A 16,000-nucleotide genomic window follows, 5' to 3' on the forward strand; every position below is an offset into this window, starting at 1 on the left:
CAATCAGGCATTCCGAGGTTTCTTGATTGTTGTCGTCTGAACGCTTACTTCACAAACTGCTCGGCAAAGTGGCAGGCCACCAAATGATCCGGGCGCAGTTCGCGCAGTTCAGGCTCCACACGCGAGCACTCATCTTTCGCGAAGGGGCAGCGCGGGTGGAAGCGGCAGCCGGAAGGCGGGTTAATCGGGTTGGGAATTTCGCCTTCGGGCATGGGGTAGGTGCGGCGCTTGTGCGGGTTGGGCTTGGGCACGGCCGCCATCAACGCCTGGGTATAGGGGTGCAGCGGATTGGCGTACACCTCGCGCAGCGGGCCCACCTCGGCCATGCGCCCTAAATACAGCACGCCGATGCGGTCGCAGATGTATTTGGCAGTAGCCAGGTCGTGGGTGATGAAGAGATAGGTGAGGTTGAACTCTTTCTTCAACTGCACCATCAAGTCCAGCAGTTGAGCGCGCACGCTCACATCCGCCATGGCAATCGGCTCGTCGGCCAGCACCAGTTCGGGTTGGGTGACCAAAGCGCGCGCGATGACAATGCGCTGGCGCTGGCCGCCGGAGATCTGGTGCGGGTATTTGTTGTAGAAGAACAGCGGTGGGGTGAGACCCACCTTATCCATGATGGAGAGCACCATATCGCGGTGCTCGGCGGCCTTTTCGGGGTAGTGAATGCGCAGCGGCTGGGTGATGGCCGAGCCAATCGACATGCGCGGGTTGAGCGAGGCCATCGGATCCTGGAAAATCACCTGCATGCGGCGGCGCAGCTTGCGGTTTTCGTCCACCGAAAGGGTGGAGTAATCAATGCCGTCAAAAATGGCACGGCCTTCGGTCAGCTCTTCCAGGCCCAGGGTCAGGCGGCCAATGGTCGATTTACCGCTGCCGCTTTCGCCGGCCAGGCCAAAGGCCTCACCGCGTTTAATCGTAAAGCTCACACCGTCCACGGCGCGCACAAAATCGCGCTGCTGGGTGAACAGTTGATCCAGGAAGGTGGTCTGCACCGGGTACCACTTCTTAATGTTCTCGACTTTGACCAGAATATCGTCCGAGATGGGGGTTGGGGTTTGTTCGTTCATGCGGCCACCTTCAGGGTTGGGGTTTCTTTTTCCGGGTGATCCTGGTACAGCCAGCAGTGCACAAACCGTCCGGGGGTTACCTCCTCGAAAGAGGGCTGGTAACGCGAGCAGATGTCCATGGCCTTGGGGCAGCGCGGGTGGAAGCGGCAGCCGGAAGGCGGATGGGTAAGGTTGGGCGGTTCGCCGGGCATTTTATACAGCTCCTCGCGCTCATTCAAAATAATATTCGGCACCGAAGCCAGCAAACCCTGTGTGTAGGGGTGCAAAGGATTGTCGAACACTTCGTACACATCGCCCAGTTCCACCATGCGCCCGGCATACATCACCGCGATACGGTCGGCCAGTTCGGCCACCAGGGCAATGTTATGGGTGATCACCATCAGGGTAACGCCAAATTCGTCGCGAATCTCTCGCAATTGGTCAGCCAGCTTGGCTTCCACGATCACATCCAGCGAGGTCGAGGCCTCGTCGGCGATGATCAGGTCGGCGTTCAGGGCCAGGCCCAGGCCAATCATCACGCGCTGGCGCATGCCGCCAGAAAGCTGGTGCGGGTAATCGGTGAGGCGGCGCTTCTGAATGCCAAGGCGCTCAAACAGCTTGGAGACGCGCTCCAGCGCCTGTTCAATTTTTGTTTTGGGCTCGTGCACCTGAATGGCTTCAATGCCGTGCTGGTCAATGCGCTGCACGGGGTTAAGCGAGGTCATCGGGTCTTGAAAGATCATGCTCACATGCGCGCCGCGCATCTCGCGCAGCTGGTTTTCGTCATACTTCAATATATCTTCGCCGCTGAGAATGATCTGCCCTTCGCTGATTTCACCGGGAGGGGCAATCAGGCGCATCAGCGCCTTGCCCATGGTGCTTTTTCCACAACCGCTTTCGCCCACCAGGCCCAAGATTTCGCCGCGATACACATCAAAGCTCACATCCGAGACCGCGCTCACCGGGCCCAGGCGGGTGTGGTACGTGACCGTGAGGTTGCGCACCTGCAAAAGAGTTTCTTTATTTTCCATATTACAGCTCCGCCAGTTTGGGGTTGAGGATCTCGGAGAGGCTCTCTCCCAACATGCTGAAGGATAAGGTTACCAGGCTGACCATCAGGCCGGGGTAGAAGATCAACCACCAGGCGCGGCGCAGATAGTCTTGCCCGCGTGCCAGGTCAATGCCCCAGTCGGGCGTGTCGGGCGGCAGGCCAAAGCCCAAAAAGCTCAGGCCGGCTTCGGTGAGGATGGCGTCGCCCACGTTGACCGAGAAGATGATCACCACCGAGGGAATTACATTGGGAAAAATGTACTTGGTCAAAATTTCCAACGGCGAGGTGCCCAGGCTGCGCGCCGCTTCTACATACAGCTCTTGCTTGACCGAAAGCGTCTGGCCGCGCACAATGCGGAAGTAGGTGGGCACATACAGCACAGCGATGGAAACAATAATATTCCCGATACCCGGACCCAGCACCGCGGCGATGGAGATAGCCAGGATGAGGCCGGGGAAGGAGTAGAGGCTGTCCATAATCAGGGTCAGCACGCGGTCAAACGGACCGCTGACAAAACCGCTGATCAGGCCCAGCGGCACGCCGATCAAAAAGGAGACAATCGCCGAGCTGAGGCCAACGATCAGGGCGATGCGCGTGCCCCAGATGATGCGGCTGAACACGTCTTGCCCGATCTGGTTGGTGCCCAGGAAAAAGCCTTTTCCGCTCGCGCCCGTCAGGCTGCGCAGCACGGTAATCTGCGGGTATTGGGCGATAGTGCCTTCAATTTCCTCAGGTGCCACAATAAAGGCGTCTACTTTGCCCTCCACCAGATCGGTCAGTCCCAGCTCCAGGGTTTCGTAGCGGCGCGGACGCGGCTGGTAGCGCACACTCAGGCCTTCTTCTTCGGCCTCTTTGTTCAGTGTATCCACCGCGTCGCGCAGGGCCTGGCTGGCCGGGCTGCCAATGACAAAGCCAATATTGTTGGTTTTATCGCCAATATCGCGCAGCGACTGGATATTCTTGCCGTCCAGCACCAGCAGCTCAAAAGAAGGCGGGGGCTCATTGGGCGCCAGCAGGCTGGGGCCAACTTCGGCGCGCGGGTCGTAAGGGGCAAACCACTGCGGGAAGATACCAACAATAATAATAAAGAGGAGCATGATGGCGCTGATCAGCACAAACCACCAGTCGCCGCCGTACCATTTTCGCGCCAGGAACAGGCGGCGCACAAAGCCCACCTGGTCCAGGTCAAGCATCCACTGCGGCACGGCATCGGGAGATTTTTCTACTTGAGATTCCATGGTTCAATTCCTTTTTGCGGGCGCCGTTTAGTAGCGAATGCGCGGATCGATGAAGGCGTACATCACATCCATGATCAGGGTAATCAGGCCGACAAACAGGGCGAATACGCCAATGGTAGCCTGCACAGCGGTGTAATCACGCAGTTGAATGCGCTCCACCAGATAACGTCCCATGCCCGGCCAAGAGAAGGTCGTTTCGGTCAGCACCGCGCCGGCCAGCAGAATGGCAAACTGCAAACCCAACAGGGTCATAATGGGAATGAAAGTGTTGCGCAGCGCGTGGCGGTACACCAGCCGTTTTTCTGCCAGACCGCGCGCCCGCCCGGCGGTGATAAAGTCGGACTGCAGCATTTCGATCATATTGACGCGCGTAAGGCGGATGAAAACGCCGGTCAGCGCCAGGCCCAGGGTAACCGAAGGCATCACCAGATGAGACAGCGCCGAGCGCAGCGCCGGCCAGTTTTGCGTCAGAATGGCATCCAGCACGTAGAAGTTAGTTGGCGAATCAAAACTGGTCAGCAGCAGCGTATCCATGCGGCCAGAAAGCGGCAAGAGTGGCAGGCGCACCGAGAAGGCAATCTGAAAGACAAGCCCAAGGAAAAATACCGGAATGGAATAAATGACGATGCTGAATAAACGAATGAGGTAATCAATCGGCTTCTTCCGGTTTTTAGCGGCATACGCGCCGCTGAAAATACCGAACACGGCGGTAAGCGCCATCGCCGGGATCGTTAATTCCATGGTGGCCGGCAGGCGCTCGGCCAGTTCATCGCGAATGGGGCGCTCGCCCTGGGTTAAGGCGTTGCCAAAGTCCAGGCGCACCATATCCCACAGAAAGCTGAAATACTGCTCGTGCAGCGGGCGGTTCAGCCCCAGTCGTTCGCGGATCTGGGTGGCTTTTTCCTCGCTGACCCGCGGGCCAAGCTGTGAGCGGATCGGGTCACCCGGCAAAACACGCATCACAAAAAACACCATGGTGATGAGGATCAACACCATCGGAATGGTGAGCAAGATGCGTGTGATTAAGAAGTTTCTAAGTGAAGAGGACATGCTCTTTCCTCCAACAGGCACAGGCGGAGACGCTGTCAGCCTCACCGGTTATGCCCGTTTGCAGAGTTTTTCTATGCAGAAGTTGTGTGGTTTTAGTCAGGCAGCCCGCTTTCACGGGCTGCCTGAGGGTTGTTACTTCACAGGCCGGGGATTATTCTCCGCCAACCATGAAGGTGTGATTGAAGACCATGTAGCGCAGCGCGGGCGATTGGATGGTCTCGGTGGTCATGCCTTCCAGCTCAGAGAGACGGGTGGCTTCCACCGGGCCGAGGGTGCGCCAGGCCACGTCAATTTCGCCTTTTTCGATGGCGTTGGACATGGTGGTCGGGTCGGCATAGTATTTGATGATGACGTTCGGGATGAGGGGTTTGTCTTCGCCGAAATACAGCTCATTGGCGGCCAAAACCATCTGCTCACCGGGGGTGTGCGAAACCATCTTGTAGGGGCCGATACCGTCGAGTTTCTCGGGGAATTGAACGATCTCGTCCATCGGGAACTCGGCCGGGTTGGTGACCACAAACGGGGCGGTGGCGGCCAGGGCCGGGAAGAAGCCAAAGGAGGCTTTCAGTTTGTATTCCACGGTCAAATCATCCACAGCGTTCACGTCTTCGACGTAGAGCTGGATGAGGCCGGAAACCTGACCCTCGAGGGTGTTCAGGCGGTCCCAGTGATCGGCATAGGTCTGCGCGGTAACGGGGGTGCCGTCGGCAAACTGCATGCCCTCACGCAGGGTGAAGGTGTAGGTCAGGCCGTCTTCGCTGACGGTCGGGAAGTCCGCGGCGGCAGCCGGGTACAGGTCCGAGGTTCCGGGGGTGTACTTGAGCAGCGGCACGCCGGTGTTTTTGATGATTTCCCAGTCGTGGGTGGCGTAGGCGTCGACCGAGTCGAGGCTGTTGACCTCATCGGTGGTGCCGATGATGATGGTGTCGGTGCTGCCCGAAGCCGGGACGGCATCGGCGGTGAACTTAAGCATGTTGTAGTTGAACTCAAACGGAGCGCCAATCAAAACGCCTTCCACACCATCGCGATAGGTCACGAACTCAGGCTCCCAGAAGAGCGGAATGGTGGGAACTTCTTCGGCATACAGCTCGCCAATTTGCTGGTACAGGGCTTCGCGCTCAGCTTCGTCAGCAGAGGAAGCAGCGGCCAACAGCAGGGCGTCCATTTCTTCGTTGCAGTAGTTCACGCCATTGTCGGGCGACTGCAGGCAGGAGGCAAACGGCGACAGCCAGTTTTCGGGGTCAGCAAAGTCGGCGAACCAACCCAGCATGAAGAAAGGCAGCTGGCCGGCCACAAAGCCGTCCACATATTCGGCCCAGTTCATCGACTTGAGGTTGACTTTCATCAAACCGGTCTCTTCGAGCTGTTCCTTGATAACTTGCATGACGTCGGCGGTGGTGGTGCCATAGTGCTCGGGGGGGAACCACAGGTCGAACTCAAACGGGGCGTCTGCAGTGTAACCGAGGTCGGTCAGGATCTGCTTGGACAATTCCAGGTCGCGCACGCCGTATTTATCGAGGAACGGCTCGGTGGCAAACTGGTAACCCGAGGGGACCATGTGGTAGGCGGGAATGTTGCGGCCTTCGAACACGCGGTCAACGATGACTTCGCGGTCGATGGCGGCGGCGATGGCCTGTTTCAATTCTTTATTCCACAGGGGATGGGGCTCAGCAGGAGCCTCTTCAGCCGCGGGGGCCGCGGTCGGTTCGGCAGGAGCCGCGGTCGGCTCTGCAGGGGCAGCGGTCGGCTCAGCAGGAGCTTCGGTCGCGGCCGGCGCACAAGCTGCTAACAGCATGCTTAAGAGCATAACAGCAGCTATAAGGGCATATAGCTTCTTCGATTTCATTCTTCAGTTCTCCTTCGTGAATACTATTCAGTTATTGGACAATGTTTGGGATTTTGTATCGGGCAATCTAACAAAATCGACAGCAAGGATTAAATTGTATATATATGGGGGGTGCCTCCTTCCGTTGTATAGAAAGGTTCACATAATTCTAGTAATAGTCTAGCAGATTGTCAACTGTTATACCACATTTAATTCGATTTTTAATTAAAAACTATTCATTTGGGTAGTCCAATGGGACAGGTTGGTATATAAAAGACACCAATGGGACACCGTCCGCCTGCCGATCAGGATCGATTCTCCTGGCTGCGGTTTCAAAAAAACCTCCGCGAGAGGCCGTGTTGCGGCATATTCGCGGAGGGAAAAACACACTGTTCCAGAAATTGCAACCGACTTCGATGCAGGCCTGTAACATGTATCTACAACGGCCTGAAATAAGAACCAGGGCCGTCCGTGAAACATGCTGCATCGTAAATGATGGCTGACTTTTACGCATTCCATTGGCGCGCCAGGCCCAACGCCCACTGGCGAATGGCTTCCCAGTCGCGCCAGTCTTCGGCCTGAACATCCGACTTTCGCATCAGCATTCCCATCAACCCCTTGACGCGCGCCATATCCATGCGCCCGGCAAAAGCAGTCTGGTCCACTACCGGCACACCCGCCGCCCCGGTCAACTGAGCCATGTAATTCTCGGCTTTGGCGCGCGCTTCCGGCGTATCTTTGGACAGGCTGGCGCAGGTAATAAACAACCCCAGTGGTTTATGGGCCAGCACGGAGCGGCTGCGCTTCAAAAACTGCTGCGCTTCGCGGTAGGTATGCTCCATTTGAACCCCGCTGCCCACCACAACCGCCTCAAAAGGGCTTGCATCCGGCACCTGTGTTACGGGTTTCACCATAACCAACAATCCTTGATCTTCAAGGGTTTTCCCGATGAATTCTGCCACCTCCGCGGTTGCCTCTGTTTGGCTGGCATATGTAACCAGAACGGTTTTCGCCATCATCTTGCTCCTTATGCTCATCATCCATTGGATACTTTCATTATGCCGGTCTGAAAAAGGTTTCACGTCTGCCAGTTGAGCAGGCTCCGTTTGCCCCACTGGGGGGATTTTACGCCCCCCAATTGACCAGGTTAAAACATTAACAGGCCGGCTTGCAAGCCAGCCTGCACTATGTCTTGTTGACCTTTCGGTTAACCGGAGATAATCTTGTTCTCCATTTCGCTGATAATCTTTTTCTGCTGATAGATGATGCTGCGAACCACGTCGCCAATCGAAACCATGCCGATCACTTTATCGCCTTCCACCACGGGTAAATGGCGCACATGTTTCTCGGTCATAAGCTCCATGGCCTCTTGCACCGTCTGATCGGGGTGGATGGTGAAAACGGTGGACGTCATAATCTCTGCAACCGGGGTATCTTTCGACGCTTTTCCTTTTAAGATCACCTTGCGAGCGTAATCGCGCTCCGAGAAAATACCAACCAGGTGGTCGCCCTCCATTACCAGCAGCGCGCCAATCTCCCGGTCTGCCATTTGTTTCAAGGCCTCAAACACGCTTGAATCTGGCCGGACAAACCAGGTGTCCCAACCCTTGACCTGCAAAATGTGGCGGATCGTGTTCAACATGCTGACCTCCTTTCAGAATCTGGTCTTAATACCATTGTAGCCAACCTGAAGGCCAACTTCAAATACTCACGCTATCAAAAACTATCCGATTTGCTTTACGCCGTCGGGGATCAGAGCGGTCTGTTCGTCTGTGAAGGCGTACAGCCGCTCCCAGGCCGGCAGCGCCACGCCAGAGCTGCTGAGCAGAGCGTAGAACTGCTCGCTGAGGTAGCACATCTCGTCCCGCGCGGCGTTGGCATGCCCGGCCAGGCTGACCTCGGCTAAACGTGTGGCCAGCATTCTGCTTAAGAACCATACCAATAGCGCGTCTGGCACGGCGGCAAAGAAGTGGAATTTTGGCGGCGTTACCTGAACGCCCAGGCGCTTCAGCCCGCGGATGCCTTCCTTAATCCCGCCCACCATCAGCGCGCGCACAGCCCGCGTGCGCGCTGCGCGGTACACGTCGCCGTTGGCGGCGTAAATACCCAGCGCCAGGGGCAGCACAATCGCCAGGTGCGACTTCAGCCAGGCGTCCACGTCCGTTTCCAATTGCGCCTCCAGACCGCTGCCGGCGAATACCTCGGCAATCTCCACCAGGCGCGGCGTGATGCCGCCTCGCGCTTCTCCCAAAATGGTGAGGCCTTCAAAGCCCTTCTTGCCGGTAGAAACGACCACCACATGCTCGCGGCGAAGTCCGCCGGCCCCGGCAAAGCCCAGCAGCACGCGCTCATCACCCAACACCGCGCGGAACACGCGCCCACCGTCGGCATTGTTCATCAGAAACGCCACTGCCGGAATGCGCGTGTTGGCGGCCAGCATGGGCAGCACCGAAGCCGCCTGGTTCTGGCGCATCATCACCAGCGCCAGGTCGTATTCATCCTCCGGGCGCAGCGTTTCCACCAGCTTCACCCGCGCCACGCTTTGCGCGCCGTCATACGAAGATTCCAGCACAATGCCGTGCTCGCGCAGCTGTGCCAGGCGCGCGCCGCGCGCCAGCAGAGTTACGTCCCGCCCGGCCTGAGATAATTTGGCCGCGTAAATGCTGCCCAGCACACCCGCGCCAATAATCAGTATTTTCATAACAAATTTCCTTTATTGCTCAAGAAAGTGGACTGCGATATCTGAATTATATACCCGACCTAATCTTTTATCTATATTTTTTTCGTTGCTCCATAAAAAACTAATCACCTGACCAGGCCAGTCTGCCAGGCCATCTGCCAATGTGATTGCAGCGGGTGATTTATTTTAACGGCGGGTTTCGGAGAGAATTCCTATCTTTGGTAGGGGCGGATGGCCATCCGCCCCAAAAAATGCGGGCGCAGAATCCCACTCTTCCGCAGCAGTCATCCAATACCGGCGGGTTTTGGGCGGGTTCAGCATTGTTTTGACGCGGAATAATTGATCCGCCCTCAACACCGCCCTACAAAGAATCCGTTCTCCGCGGCCACCCAACCCATGAATACAAATCTCCCTCCCGAAAATGCGTTTTTGGTAGGGTGGGAGGCCACCCGCAGGGTGGTGCAGGGGCATGGGAATGTTGGTATTTCGACAAGTTTGCTGCCCCGAAACCCACCATCCATCATGTTTGAAAACAACGGCGGGTTTCGGGCGGGGACAAAATCGTTTCGACTCACAACAGATCGTCCGCCCTCAACACCGCCCTACAAAGAATCCGTTCTCCGCGGCCACCCAACCCATGAATACAAATCTCCCTCCCGAAAATGCGTTTTCCAGCATTTTGGGGAGGGCTTGGGGTGGGGTCTGTGGTGCGGCTGGAGTTTTACGGCTCTGGCTGCGGCGCGCGCATCGAAATCGCACTCACCGGGCAGGCCTGGGCACAAAAGGCGCAGCCGATGCAGGCTTTCGCGTTTGCCAGGTAGGGGTACCGGCGCGGCTTGCCGTTGCCATTCGCAGAAAGTTGGCCAATCACCCCGGCCGGGCAGGCTTGCACGCAGATGTTGCAGGCCACACAGGTCTGGTAGTCCCACACCGGGCGCGCCCACTGGGCCGGTTTGATGTGTTCCACGGGCTGCCCATTGGCATCCAACACTGCGCCGAAGGCGCACACCCGCCCGCAGGCGTTGCAGTCGATGCACAAATGGGGGTCTACGCTGTGCTGCTGGCGCTTCTCACCGCGGATGGCGTCCACCGGGCAGTAACGAACGCACATAGTGCAGCCGGTGCATTTCTCAGTGATTTGCGTGGGCATACTCTTTTTCCTCCCTGGTGGTTTTGTGCCCATTCAACCGGGCGAACACTTCTTCCGGCGGGCGGCCGGTCTCGGGGTCCCAGCCCATCTCCTGCCAGTAGAGACGGGTCAGCGCCTGCAGCGGCACGCTGGCCCCGCGGTTGGCGCCCTGCGTTTGCGGCGGGTCGCCGATGGGGCGTGGATGGATGGCATGGCGCAGGGAAATACCCTCGCGGGCGTTGAAGGCCTGGCGCAGGCTCTGAATATTCCAGCCGATTTGCATGTACTCCTGCGGGCCTTTCTGCCAGCCGGTGGCCGCGTTAAGCCACTCAAAGATCGGAAAGCGCTGCGCGCCCAAAAACGCGCCAAAGATGCACGCCCCAGCCCCGTTCAGCAGCGCGGTGTACTGGCTGTTCAACGCCGCCCAGCGTGCCTTTTCGGCGCTGTCGATGTATTTGTTCTTCTTCGGATAAAAGAGCTGCTTGACCCGCGGCGCGTTGGGCAGCCGCCGCCACAACTGGTACATCTCATAATAGAGATATGCGCCGATGGTGTGCCGCCCAGGGGTGGGTTCGACCACGGCATGCAGGGCAAAACCGGGGTCGTTGCGCCCGTCGTGCATGGCCAGTTCCTGCCCGCCAGCTTCCACGGCGTATTCGCGCGCGCGTCCGCCCAGGCGCTGCGCCGCCAGGCGCGTGCCGTCGGCCAGCAGATCGCCAATCCCCTCGCGGGCGATCATCATATCCAGCAGATTCAACACCACCCGCGGATCATCCCATTTCAGCTCCAGGCCGCCGGTGTCTTCGCGCGTGATCAGCCCGTTCTGGTAGCATTCGATGGCAAAGGCCACCGTGCCCCCGGCCGAGATGGTGTCCATTCCCGCGCGGTTGAGCTTCTCATTGGCAGCGAAGATGCTCTCCAGGTCTTCATTCATCAGCAGACCGCCCAGCGCCAGCACGGTCTCGTATTCTGGTTTGTGCGTGTCCGCTTTTCCGTTGTTGAAATGGGTCATCCCGCCGCAGCCCACCGGGCAGGAATAGCAGTGATATTTTTCGGTCTCGCGCGCGCGGATGCGGTCGGGGTTGACGCTGGCCGAGCGCTGGCCGGGGAAATCCGCGCTGCTGCCGGCCCAGTTGCGAATGGGCGCGTCGCCCGATTCGATGCTGTACTGATTGAGGCCGGTGGTGCCATATTTTTGCAGAAAGAATTTGTACAGAATGCCGTCCTGGCGCATGGACAGCGGCATCAGGCGCATCAGCACCCCCAGCAGGCGCGCCCCAAAACCGTTGAGAAACGGCGGCTGGAAGGCAGCCACACGCGCGAAGCGGTCGGACAGGCGCTTGATTTCTTCGGGATCGGCGGCCTGGATGGGGTACGCGCCCTGCAGCACCACGGCTTTGAGCTTCTTGGAACCCATCACCGCCCCCAGCCCGGAGCGAGCGGCCATGCGCCCCTGGTCGTTGGAGATGCCGGCGATCAGCGAAAGCTTTTCCGCTGCCGGGCCGATGCAGGCCACGCTGGCGCTGCGTTTGTTCTGGTGTGCCGCGAGGAGAGTATCTTCGGTCTGGCGCGTGTCCAGCCCCCACAGGTGGCTGGCGTCGCGCAATTCGACCTTGCCGTGGCCAATGTACAGGTAGACCGGTTTTTCACTGATGCCGCTGAAGAAAATGCCGTCATAGCCGCACTGCTTGATCGCCGGGGAGAGGGTGCCGCCGCAGTTGGCGTCGCCCCAGGTGCCGGTGAGTGGAGACTTTCCCGCCACCATCCAGCGCCCGGTCATCATGCTGCCCGTGCCGGTCAGCAGACCAGAGACGAAGGCCAGCACGTTCTCCGGCCCCAGCGCGTCTGCGCCGGGGGGGATGCGCCGATAGAGATAATACGCCGCCAGCCCCAGCCCGGAGAGGTAGGTTTCATACACTTCGGGCGGCACGGCTTCTTCGCTGCAAGTCTGGCGGGTCAGGTCTACCCACAGGATTTTTCCGGAAACAGCGTTCATCCAAGTTTTTTCCTTGCGCAACAATGGGCAGGTAACCCAACCCAATTTGAAATAATTATACTAACCCTGTGTGAAGGCGCGGTTTGCCAGTTCGAGGGCGTCTTCCAGGCGCAGCTCTTCGGGGTTCATCATCGCCGAGCCGTCGTTGATGGCCAGTTTGGCGATGTCTGCCAATTGATCGCCCCGCACGCCGGCTTCCTGCAAGGAGCGCGCCAGGCCGGTGATTTCGTGCAGGTCTTGCTTGAGGCGGCGCACCTCGGCAATGGTCTGTTTGGCGCGCTGGTCGGCGGGTGTGCTGGCGTAGGTTTCCGGGCCGGCCAGCGGCATCAGCAGCTCGGCAATCATTTCGGCGCGGCGCGGCAGGTTGAATTCCAGCCCAAAGGGCAAAAAGATGTTCATCGCCACGCCATGCGGGATGTGAGCGACGCCGCCGGTGGCGTGGCCCATCGAATGCACGCAGCCCACCATCGAGTTGGAGAAGGCCGTGCCGGCCATGGTGCTGGCATTGGCCAGCGCCAGGCGGCCGTCTTTGTCGGCCGGGTTTTGGGCCACCCTGCGCAAGTTTTCCCCAATCAATTTGACCGCCTGCCAGGCGTAGGCGTCGCTCATCGGGTTCTTCTGAATGCTGAGGTAAGCTTCCATGGCGTGCGTCAGCGCGTCCATGCCGGTGGCGGCAGTCAGGCGCGGCGGCAGGGTGAGTGTCATGCGCGAGTCGAGAAAAGCGGCGCGCGGCATGAGGAACTCAGAGACGAAGAGCATCTTCACGCCCTTCTCCGGGTCGGCGATCACCGCTGAATTGGTGGCTTCTGATCCGGTGCCGGCCGTGGTGGGCACCACAAAGAAAGCGCGCAGCGGCCCCGGCAGCACTTCCGCGCCGCGATAGTCGCGCACATCCTGCCCGCCCAGCGAGACCAGAATGTTGACGCCCTTGGCCGTGTCGATCACCGAGCCGCCGCCCACCGCGATCAGGCAGTCGCATTGTTTGGCGCGGTACAGCTCGGCCAATTGGTTAACCAGCAGGGTGGACGATTCGGGCGGTACCTCGTCATAAATAGCGGCGATGGTGATGCCGCTCTCGGCGAAGGCGTCGGCCACAATCTTGCCCAGCCCGGCGCGCGTTACTCCCTGGTCCGAGATGATCAGCGGGCGCGAGACGTTGGCCTGCACCAGTTCGGCGGGCAGGTTGTTGAGCGCCGTGTGGCCGGAGATGATTTTCACCGGGAAACAAAATTCGTAATAGGTGGGTAGCATGAGATTCTCCTTATCACTACAATCCCAGAGGAACGCCGATGAAATAGGTGCGCAGGCGCAGCAGCTGCTTGCGCAGGAAAGGAATGGGCGGCAGGCGCTTCATCAGACGGCGCGCCATAAAGGCCGGAAACAAATAGGCTTCGACAATGTTGAGCACGCGCACCACCGAGACGGTGTTCGAGAGGTCGCCGCGCGCGCACATGGCGTGCTGGGCGTAAGCCGTGTCGATGCCCAATTGACCGGTGAGCATGGCGAAAGCGCATTCGATGCTCTTCATATAGATCACCACATCGGCCTTGGATTCATCGAAGCGCGCGCCCTGGTAGCGCAGCGACCCGCCCGCCAGGCGCGTGACCGCCATCGAGCCGCCGTCGGGGCGAATGCGCATCATCAGGGTAAAGCCCTCCGGCCAGGTTTGCACCTCGTGCTGGATGAGCGGGTCCAGGCGCGAGAGCGACTGCAAGGCCCGCCCCAGCACGAACAATACCACCTGATTGATCAGGCGCTTGAGTGGTTTGCGCCGCGGCGCGATTTCGGGAAATTTTGCCATCTCCACAGCCCACCTCCTCTGAAACACGCAAAGCAAAAAAATTAATTCAGCATGCCGCCCGCGAAACGGTCGGCAATTTTCTCCAGTGGCAGCTCTTCCACCCCCAGAATGGCCTGCATCACCAGGCCGTCGAGGGTGGACAGGAAAATCAGCGCGGCGATTCTGCGCTGCTCATCGTCCGCGACAAAGGGCGCGATGCCGTCTTCAATCATCGCGCGCCACTCGCGGTATTTCTGCAAAAAGCGTTCGCGCACCGCCGCGTCGCTGCTCAGCGCCGCCTCGATCAGATAATGATGCAGCTTGCCGCGCACCTGGTCGCCCACAATGGTTTTCAGCACCACCTCCAGAATCGCGGCAGGGTCGGCCTGCAGGTCGGAGGTGCGCGCCCAGTCCAGCAGTTGGCGCGTTACGCGGTCAAAATGCTGGTCGGTTACCTCAAAAATCAGTTCGGATTTGGAGGAGTAATAGTAAAACAGCGTGCCGGGGCTGATCTGCGCCTCGCGGGCAATATCTTTCAGGCTGGTGCTGCCCACACCGTTTTCCACGAACAGCCGGCTGGCTGCCGCGAGAATAGACTGCCGGGTTTCTTCCCCCTGGGAATGGATGCGCCTGGCCATGATGGTTTCCTGTGCAGGTGAGTTTTGTCGGTCGGTCAACCGACTGATAATAGCATAGCATGAAATGAATGGGGATTCAAGATGGAAATGAAAAACAAACTTACTATTGAAGATTGGATTAAGTTAAATAAGGAGAAAGTTAAGCGAAACAACAGCACAAGAAATTTATCTAAAATGATGACCATAAATCAGCATAAAAGCAACGGCTAGTTCAATAAGTTGCAGACTTTTATCCTCAATTAATCCTTCGAAATTATAGAAACGTAAAGATCTTGTTTGAAGTAACTGCTCAATTTCTGTAATTGACGGGTCATGTATATTTGTAAATCGTTGGGAAAGTCCATGTTGAATGGGTATTCGTACTTGGTCATAAAATTCTTTAATTTCACTTGCATCGTTATCTTGGATTAAATTCTGTTCTTTTAATACATCTATCATTGGTTTAAAATCCCAACGTGGCTTTTTACTATTCTCAATATTAGTTTCTCTTAAAATAAAATCTTTTTCATAATTTAGCCGCCCTTGATTTCTTTGACATTCTGAATATATTAAAAGATCTCTAACAAATAACTCTAAAAGACTGCAAACTAAATTTAGACTTGCTAAGAGTAAGCCCGCCTCTAACGCATACAACACCTCTATTCTATAATTTTCACCAGCGCCTCCGATTAGGGTAATTTTTGAAATATCACCTTGCAAAGTTCTAATTCGCTTCACTTGGTTTGGCTCAAACTGTTCTTCCAGTTTTCTGATTGGATATTGGTTCATGTGCACTTGTGTATCCTTTTTGCAGAGTAGAATGAGAGAGATGAATCAAATCTTAGGATTCTAATTTCTTAACCTCGCCTGCTTCGAGGCAATGCAGACGCGACAAGCAATAATAGCCCAAGCGGTCCAAATAACATGCAATAGGTTTGAAAAACCTGCCCCATTATGTCTGGATAGATAATGTATACAACTAGGAAAAGGACAACTATCGGGCTAAATTGATGACCAGTTTTCGCAAGAATTTTATTTTCCTCAACATTGTTTTTTAGTGTAGGATTATCGAAAGAATTACCTGATATCTATCAATCAGCCGCATCAAAGTAACTTCTACAATCATTGCAAAAGAATTTTCCAGGTTTTGGACCATTTGGAATTAGTTTAAATTTTGTAGTTCCCGCCGATAAATTTATCGTTCGTCCAATAATGCCGCATTGCACAGAGACAGTATCATCTGATCCACAATGTGAACATGTTGGTAAAGTTGCGTTCTCAAAATGCATGAGTGTGTCTCGATAACCAGGGTACTTCGCTTCTATTTCTTTTATTTGATTTTCCGAAATCTTTAACATTTTATCGTTCCCCATTTGTTAATAGCAGTGATCAGATAACGAAAATCTGATTGTATGACCCGCGATAAGGATGGTTATTTTGATCAAATTAGAAGTCGCGATCTTTCCCCCATCCTCATTAATTATATTCGTCTCTAGAACTTTAGCAATTGAAAACTCATGACCCCTGGCCACCTGACGGGTTTTTCTACACCCGTTGCAAAACGGGTTATACTTTTTTTTGTTCA

At 56.7% G+C, this 16,000-nt stretch carries 14 protein-coding genes; all 14 read right to left on the minus strand.

Annotation, left to right across the window (positions count from 1 at the left end):
- Positions 1-44 precede the first annotated feature (44 nt).
- Positions 45-1,070 (minus strand): ABC transporter ATP-binding protein, encoded by a 1,026-nt coding sequence (locus ADN00_RS10365; RefSeq protein WP_075062907.1) that lies wholly within the window; start codon positions 1,068-1,070, stop codon positions 45-47.
- Complete coding sequence (locus ADN00_RS10370) at positions 1,067-2,080, minus strand: ABC transporter ATP-binding protein (RefSeq protein WP_075062908.1); 1,014 nt, start codon at positions 2,078-2,080, stop codon at positions 1,067-1,069. The genes ADN00_RS10365 and ADN00_RS10370 overlap by 4 nt, the downstream gene beginning before the upstream one ends.
- Position 2,081: 1 nt before the next feature.
- A complete protein-coding gene (locus ADN00_RS10375) occupies positions 2,082-3,338 on the minus strand; it encodes an ABC transporter permease subunit (RefSeq protein ID WP_075062909.1) in 1,257 nt (418 codons plus the stop codon).
- 27 nt (positions 3,339-3,365) lie between these two features.
- Positions 3,366-4,388: an ABC transporter permease gene (locus tag ADN00_RS10380; RefSeq protein ID WP_075062910.1), complete on the minus strand. Its 1,023-nt coding sequence runs from the start codon at positions 4,386-4,388 to the stop codon at positions 3,366-3,368.
- Between the two features lie 151 nt (positions 4,389-4,539).
- On the minus strand, positions 4,540-6,234 hold the full coding sequence (locus ADN00_RS10385; protein ID WP_152966323.1) for an ABC transporter substrate-binding protein: 1,695 nt from the start codon (positions 6,232-6,234) through the stop codon (positions 4,540-4,542).
- A 485-nt stretch (positions 6,235-6,719) separates the two neighbouring features.
- Positions 6,720-7,229: a flavodoxin domain-containing protein gene (locus ADN00_RS10395; RefSeq protein WP_075062913.1), complete on the minus strand. Its 510-nt coding sequence runs from the start codon at positions 7,227-7,229 to the stop codon at positions 6,720-6,722.
- Positions 7,230-7,420: 191 nt separating this feature from the next.
- Positions 7,421-7,855: a CBS domain-containing protein gene (locus ADN00_RS10400; RefSeq protein WP_075062914.1), complete on the minus strand. Its 435-nt coding sequence runs from the start codon at positions 7,853-7,855 to the stop codon at positions 7,421-7,423.
- A gap of 81 nt (positions 7,856-7,936) precedes the next feature.
- Positions 7,937-8,914: a ketopantoate reductase family protein gene (locus ADN00_RS10405; RefSeq protein WP_075062915.1), complete on the minus strand. Its 978-nt coding sequence runs from the start codon at positions 8,912-8,914 to the stop codon at positions 7,937-7,939.
- A 700-nt stretch (positions 8,915-9,614) separates the two neighbouring features.
- Positions 9,615-10,043: a 4Fe-4S binding protein gene (locus tag ADN00_RS10410; RefSeq protein WP_075062916.1), complete on the minus strand. Its 429-nt coding sequence runs from the start codon at positions 10,041-10,043 to the stop codon at positions 9,615-9,617.
- Positions 10,024-12,018, minus strand: a complete 1,995-nt coding sequence (locus ADN00_RS10415; protein ID WP_075062917.1) for an aldehyde ferredoxin oxidoreductase family protein — start codon at positions 12,016-12,018, stop codon at positions 10,024-10,026. Before ADN00_RS10415 ends, ADN00_RS10410 begins: the two co-directional genes overlap by 20 nt.
- A gap of 60 nt (positions 12,019-12,078) precedes the next feature.
- Complete coding sequence (locus ADN00_RS10420) at positions 12,079-13,269, minus strand: iron-containing alcohol dehydrogenase (protein ID WP_075062918.1); 1,191 nt, start codon at positions 13,267-13,269, stop codon at positions 12,079-12,081.
- Between the two features lie 16 nt (positions 13,270-13,285).
- The gene (locus ADN00_RS10425; RefSeq protein WP_075062919.1) at positions 13,286-13,819 is read right to left on the minus strand and encodes a hypothetical protein; all 534 of its coding nucleotides are present in this window, start codon (positions 13,817-13,819) and stop codon (positions 13,286-13,288) included.
- A 41-nt stretch (positions 13,820-13,860) separates the two neighbouring features.
- The gene (locus ADN00_RS10430) at positions 13,861-14,436 is read right to left on the minus strand and encodes a TetR/AcrR family transcriptional regulator (RefSeq protein ID WP_075062920.1); all 576 of its coding nucleotides are present in this window, start codon (positions 14,434-14,436) and stop codon (positions 13,861-13,863) included.
- A 165-nt stretch (positions 14,437-14,601) separates the two neighbouring features.
- The gene (locus ADN00_RS10435; protein WP_075062921.1) at positions 14,602-15,204 is read right to left on the minus strand and encodes a hypothetical protein; all 603 of its coding nucleotides are present in this window, start codon (positions 15,202-15,204) and stop codon (positions 14,602-14,604) included.
- Between the last annotated feature and the right edge of the window lie 796 nt (positions 15,205-16,000).

Source organism: Ornatilinea apprima (genome assembly GCF_001306115.1).
In the GTDB taxonomy this organism is placed as follows: domain Bacteria; phylum Chloroflexota; class Anaerolineae; order Anaerolineales; family Anaerolineaceae; genus Ornatilinea; species Ornatilinea apprima.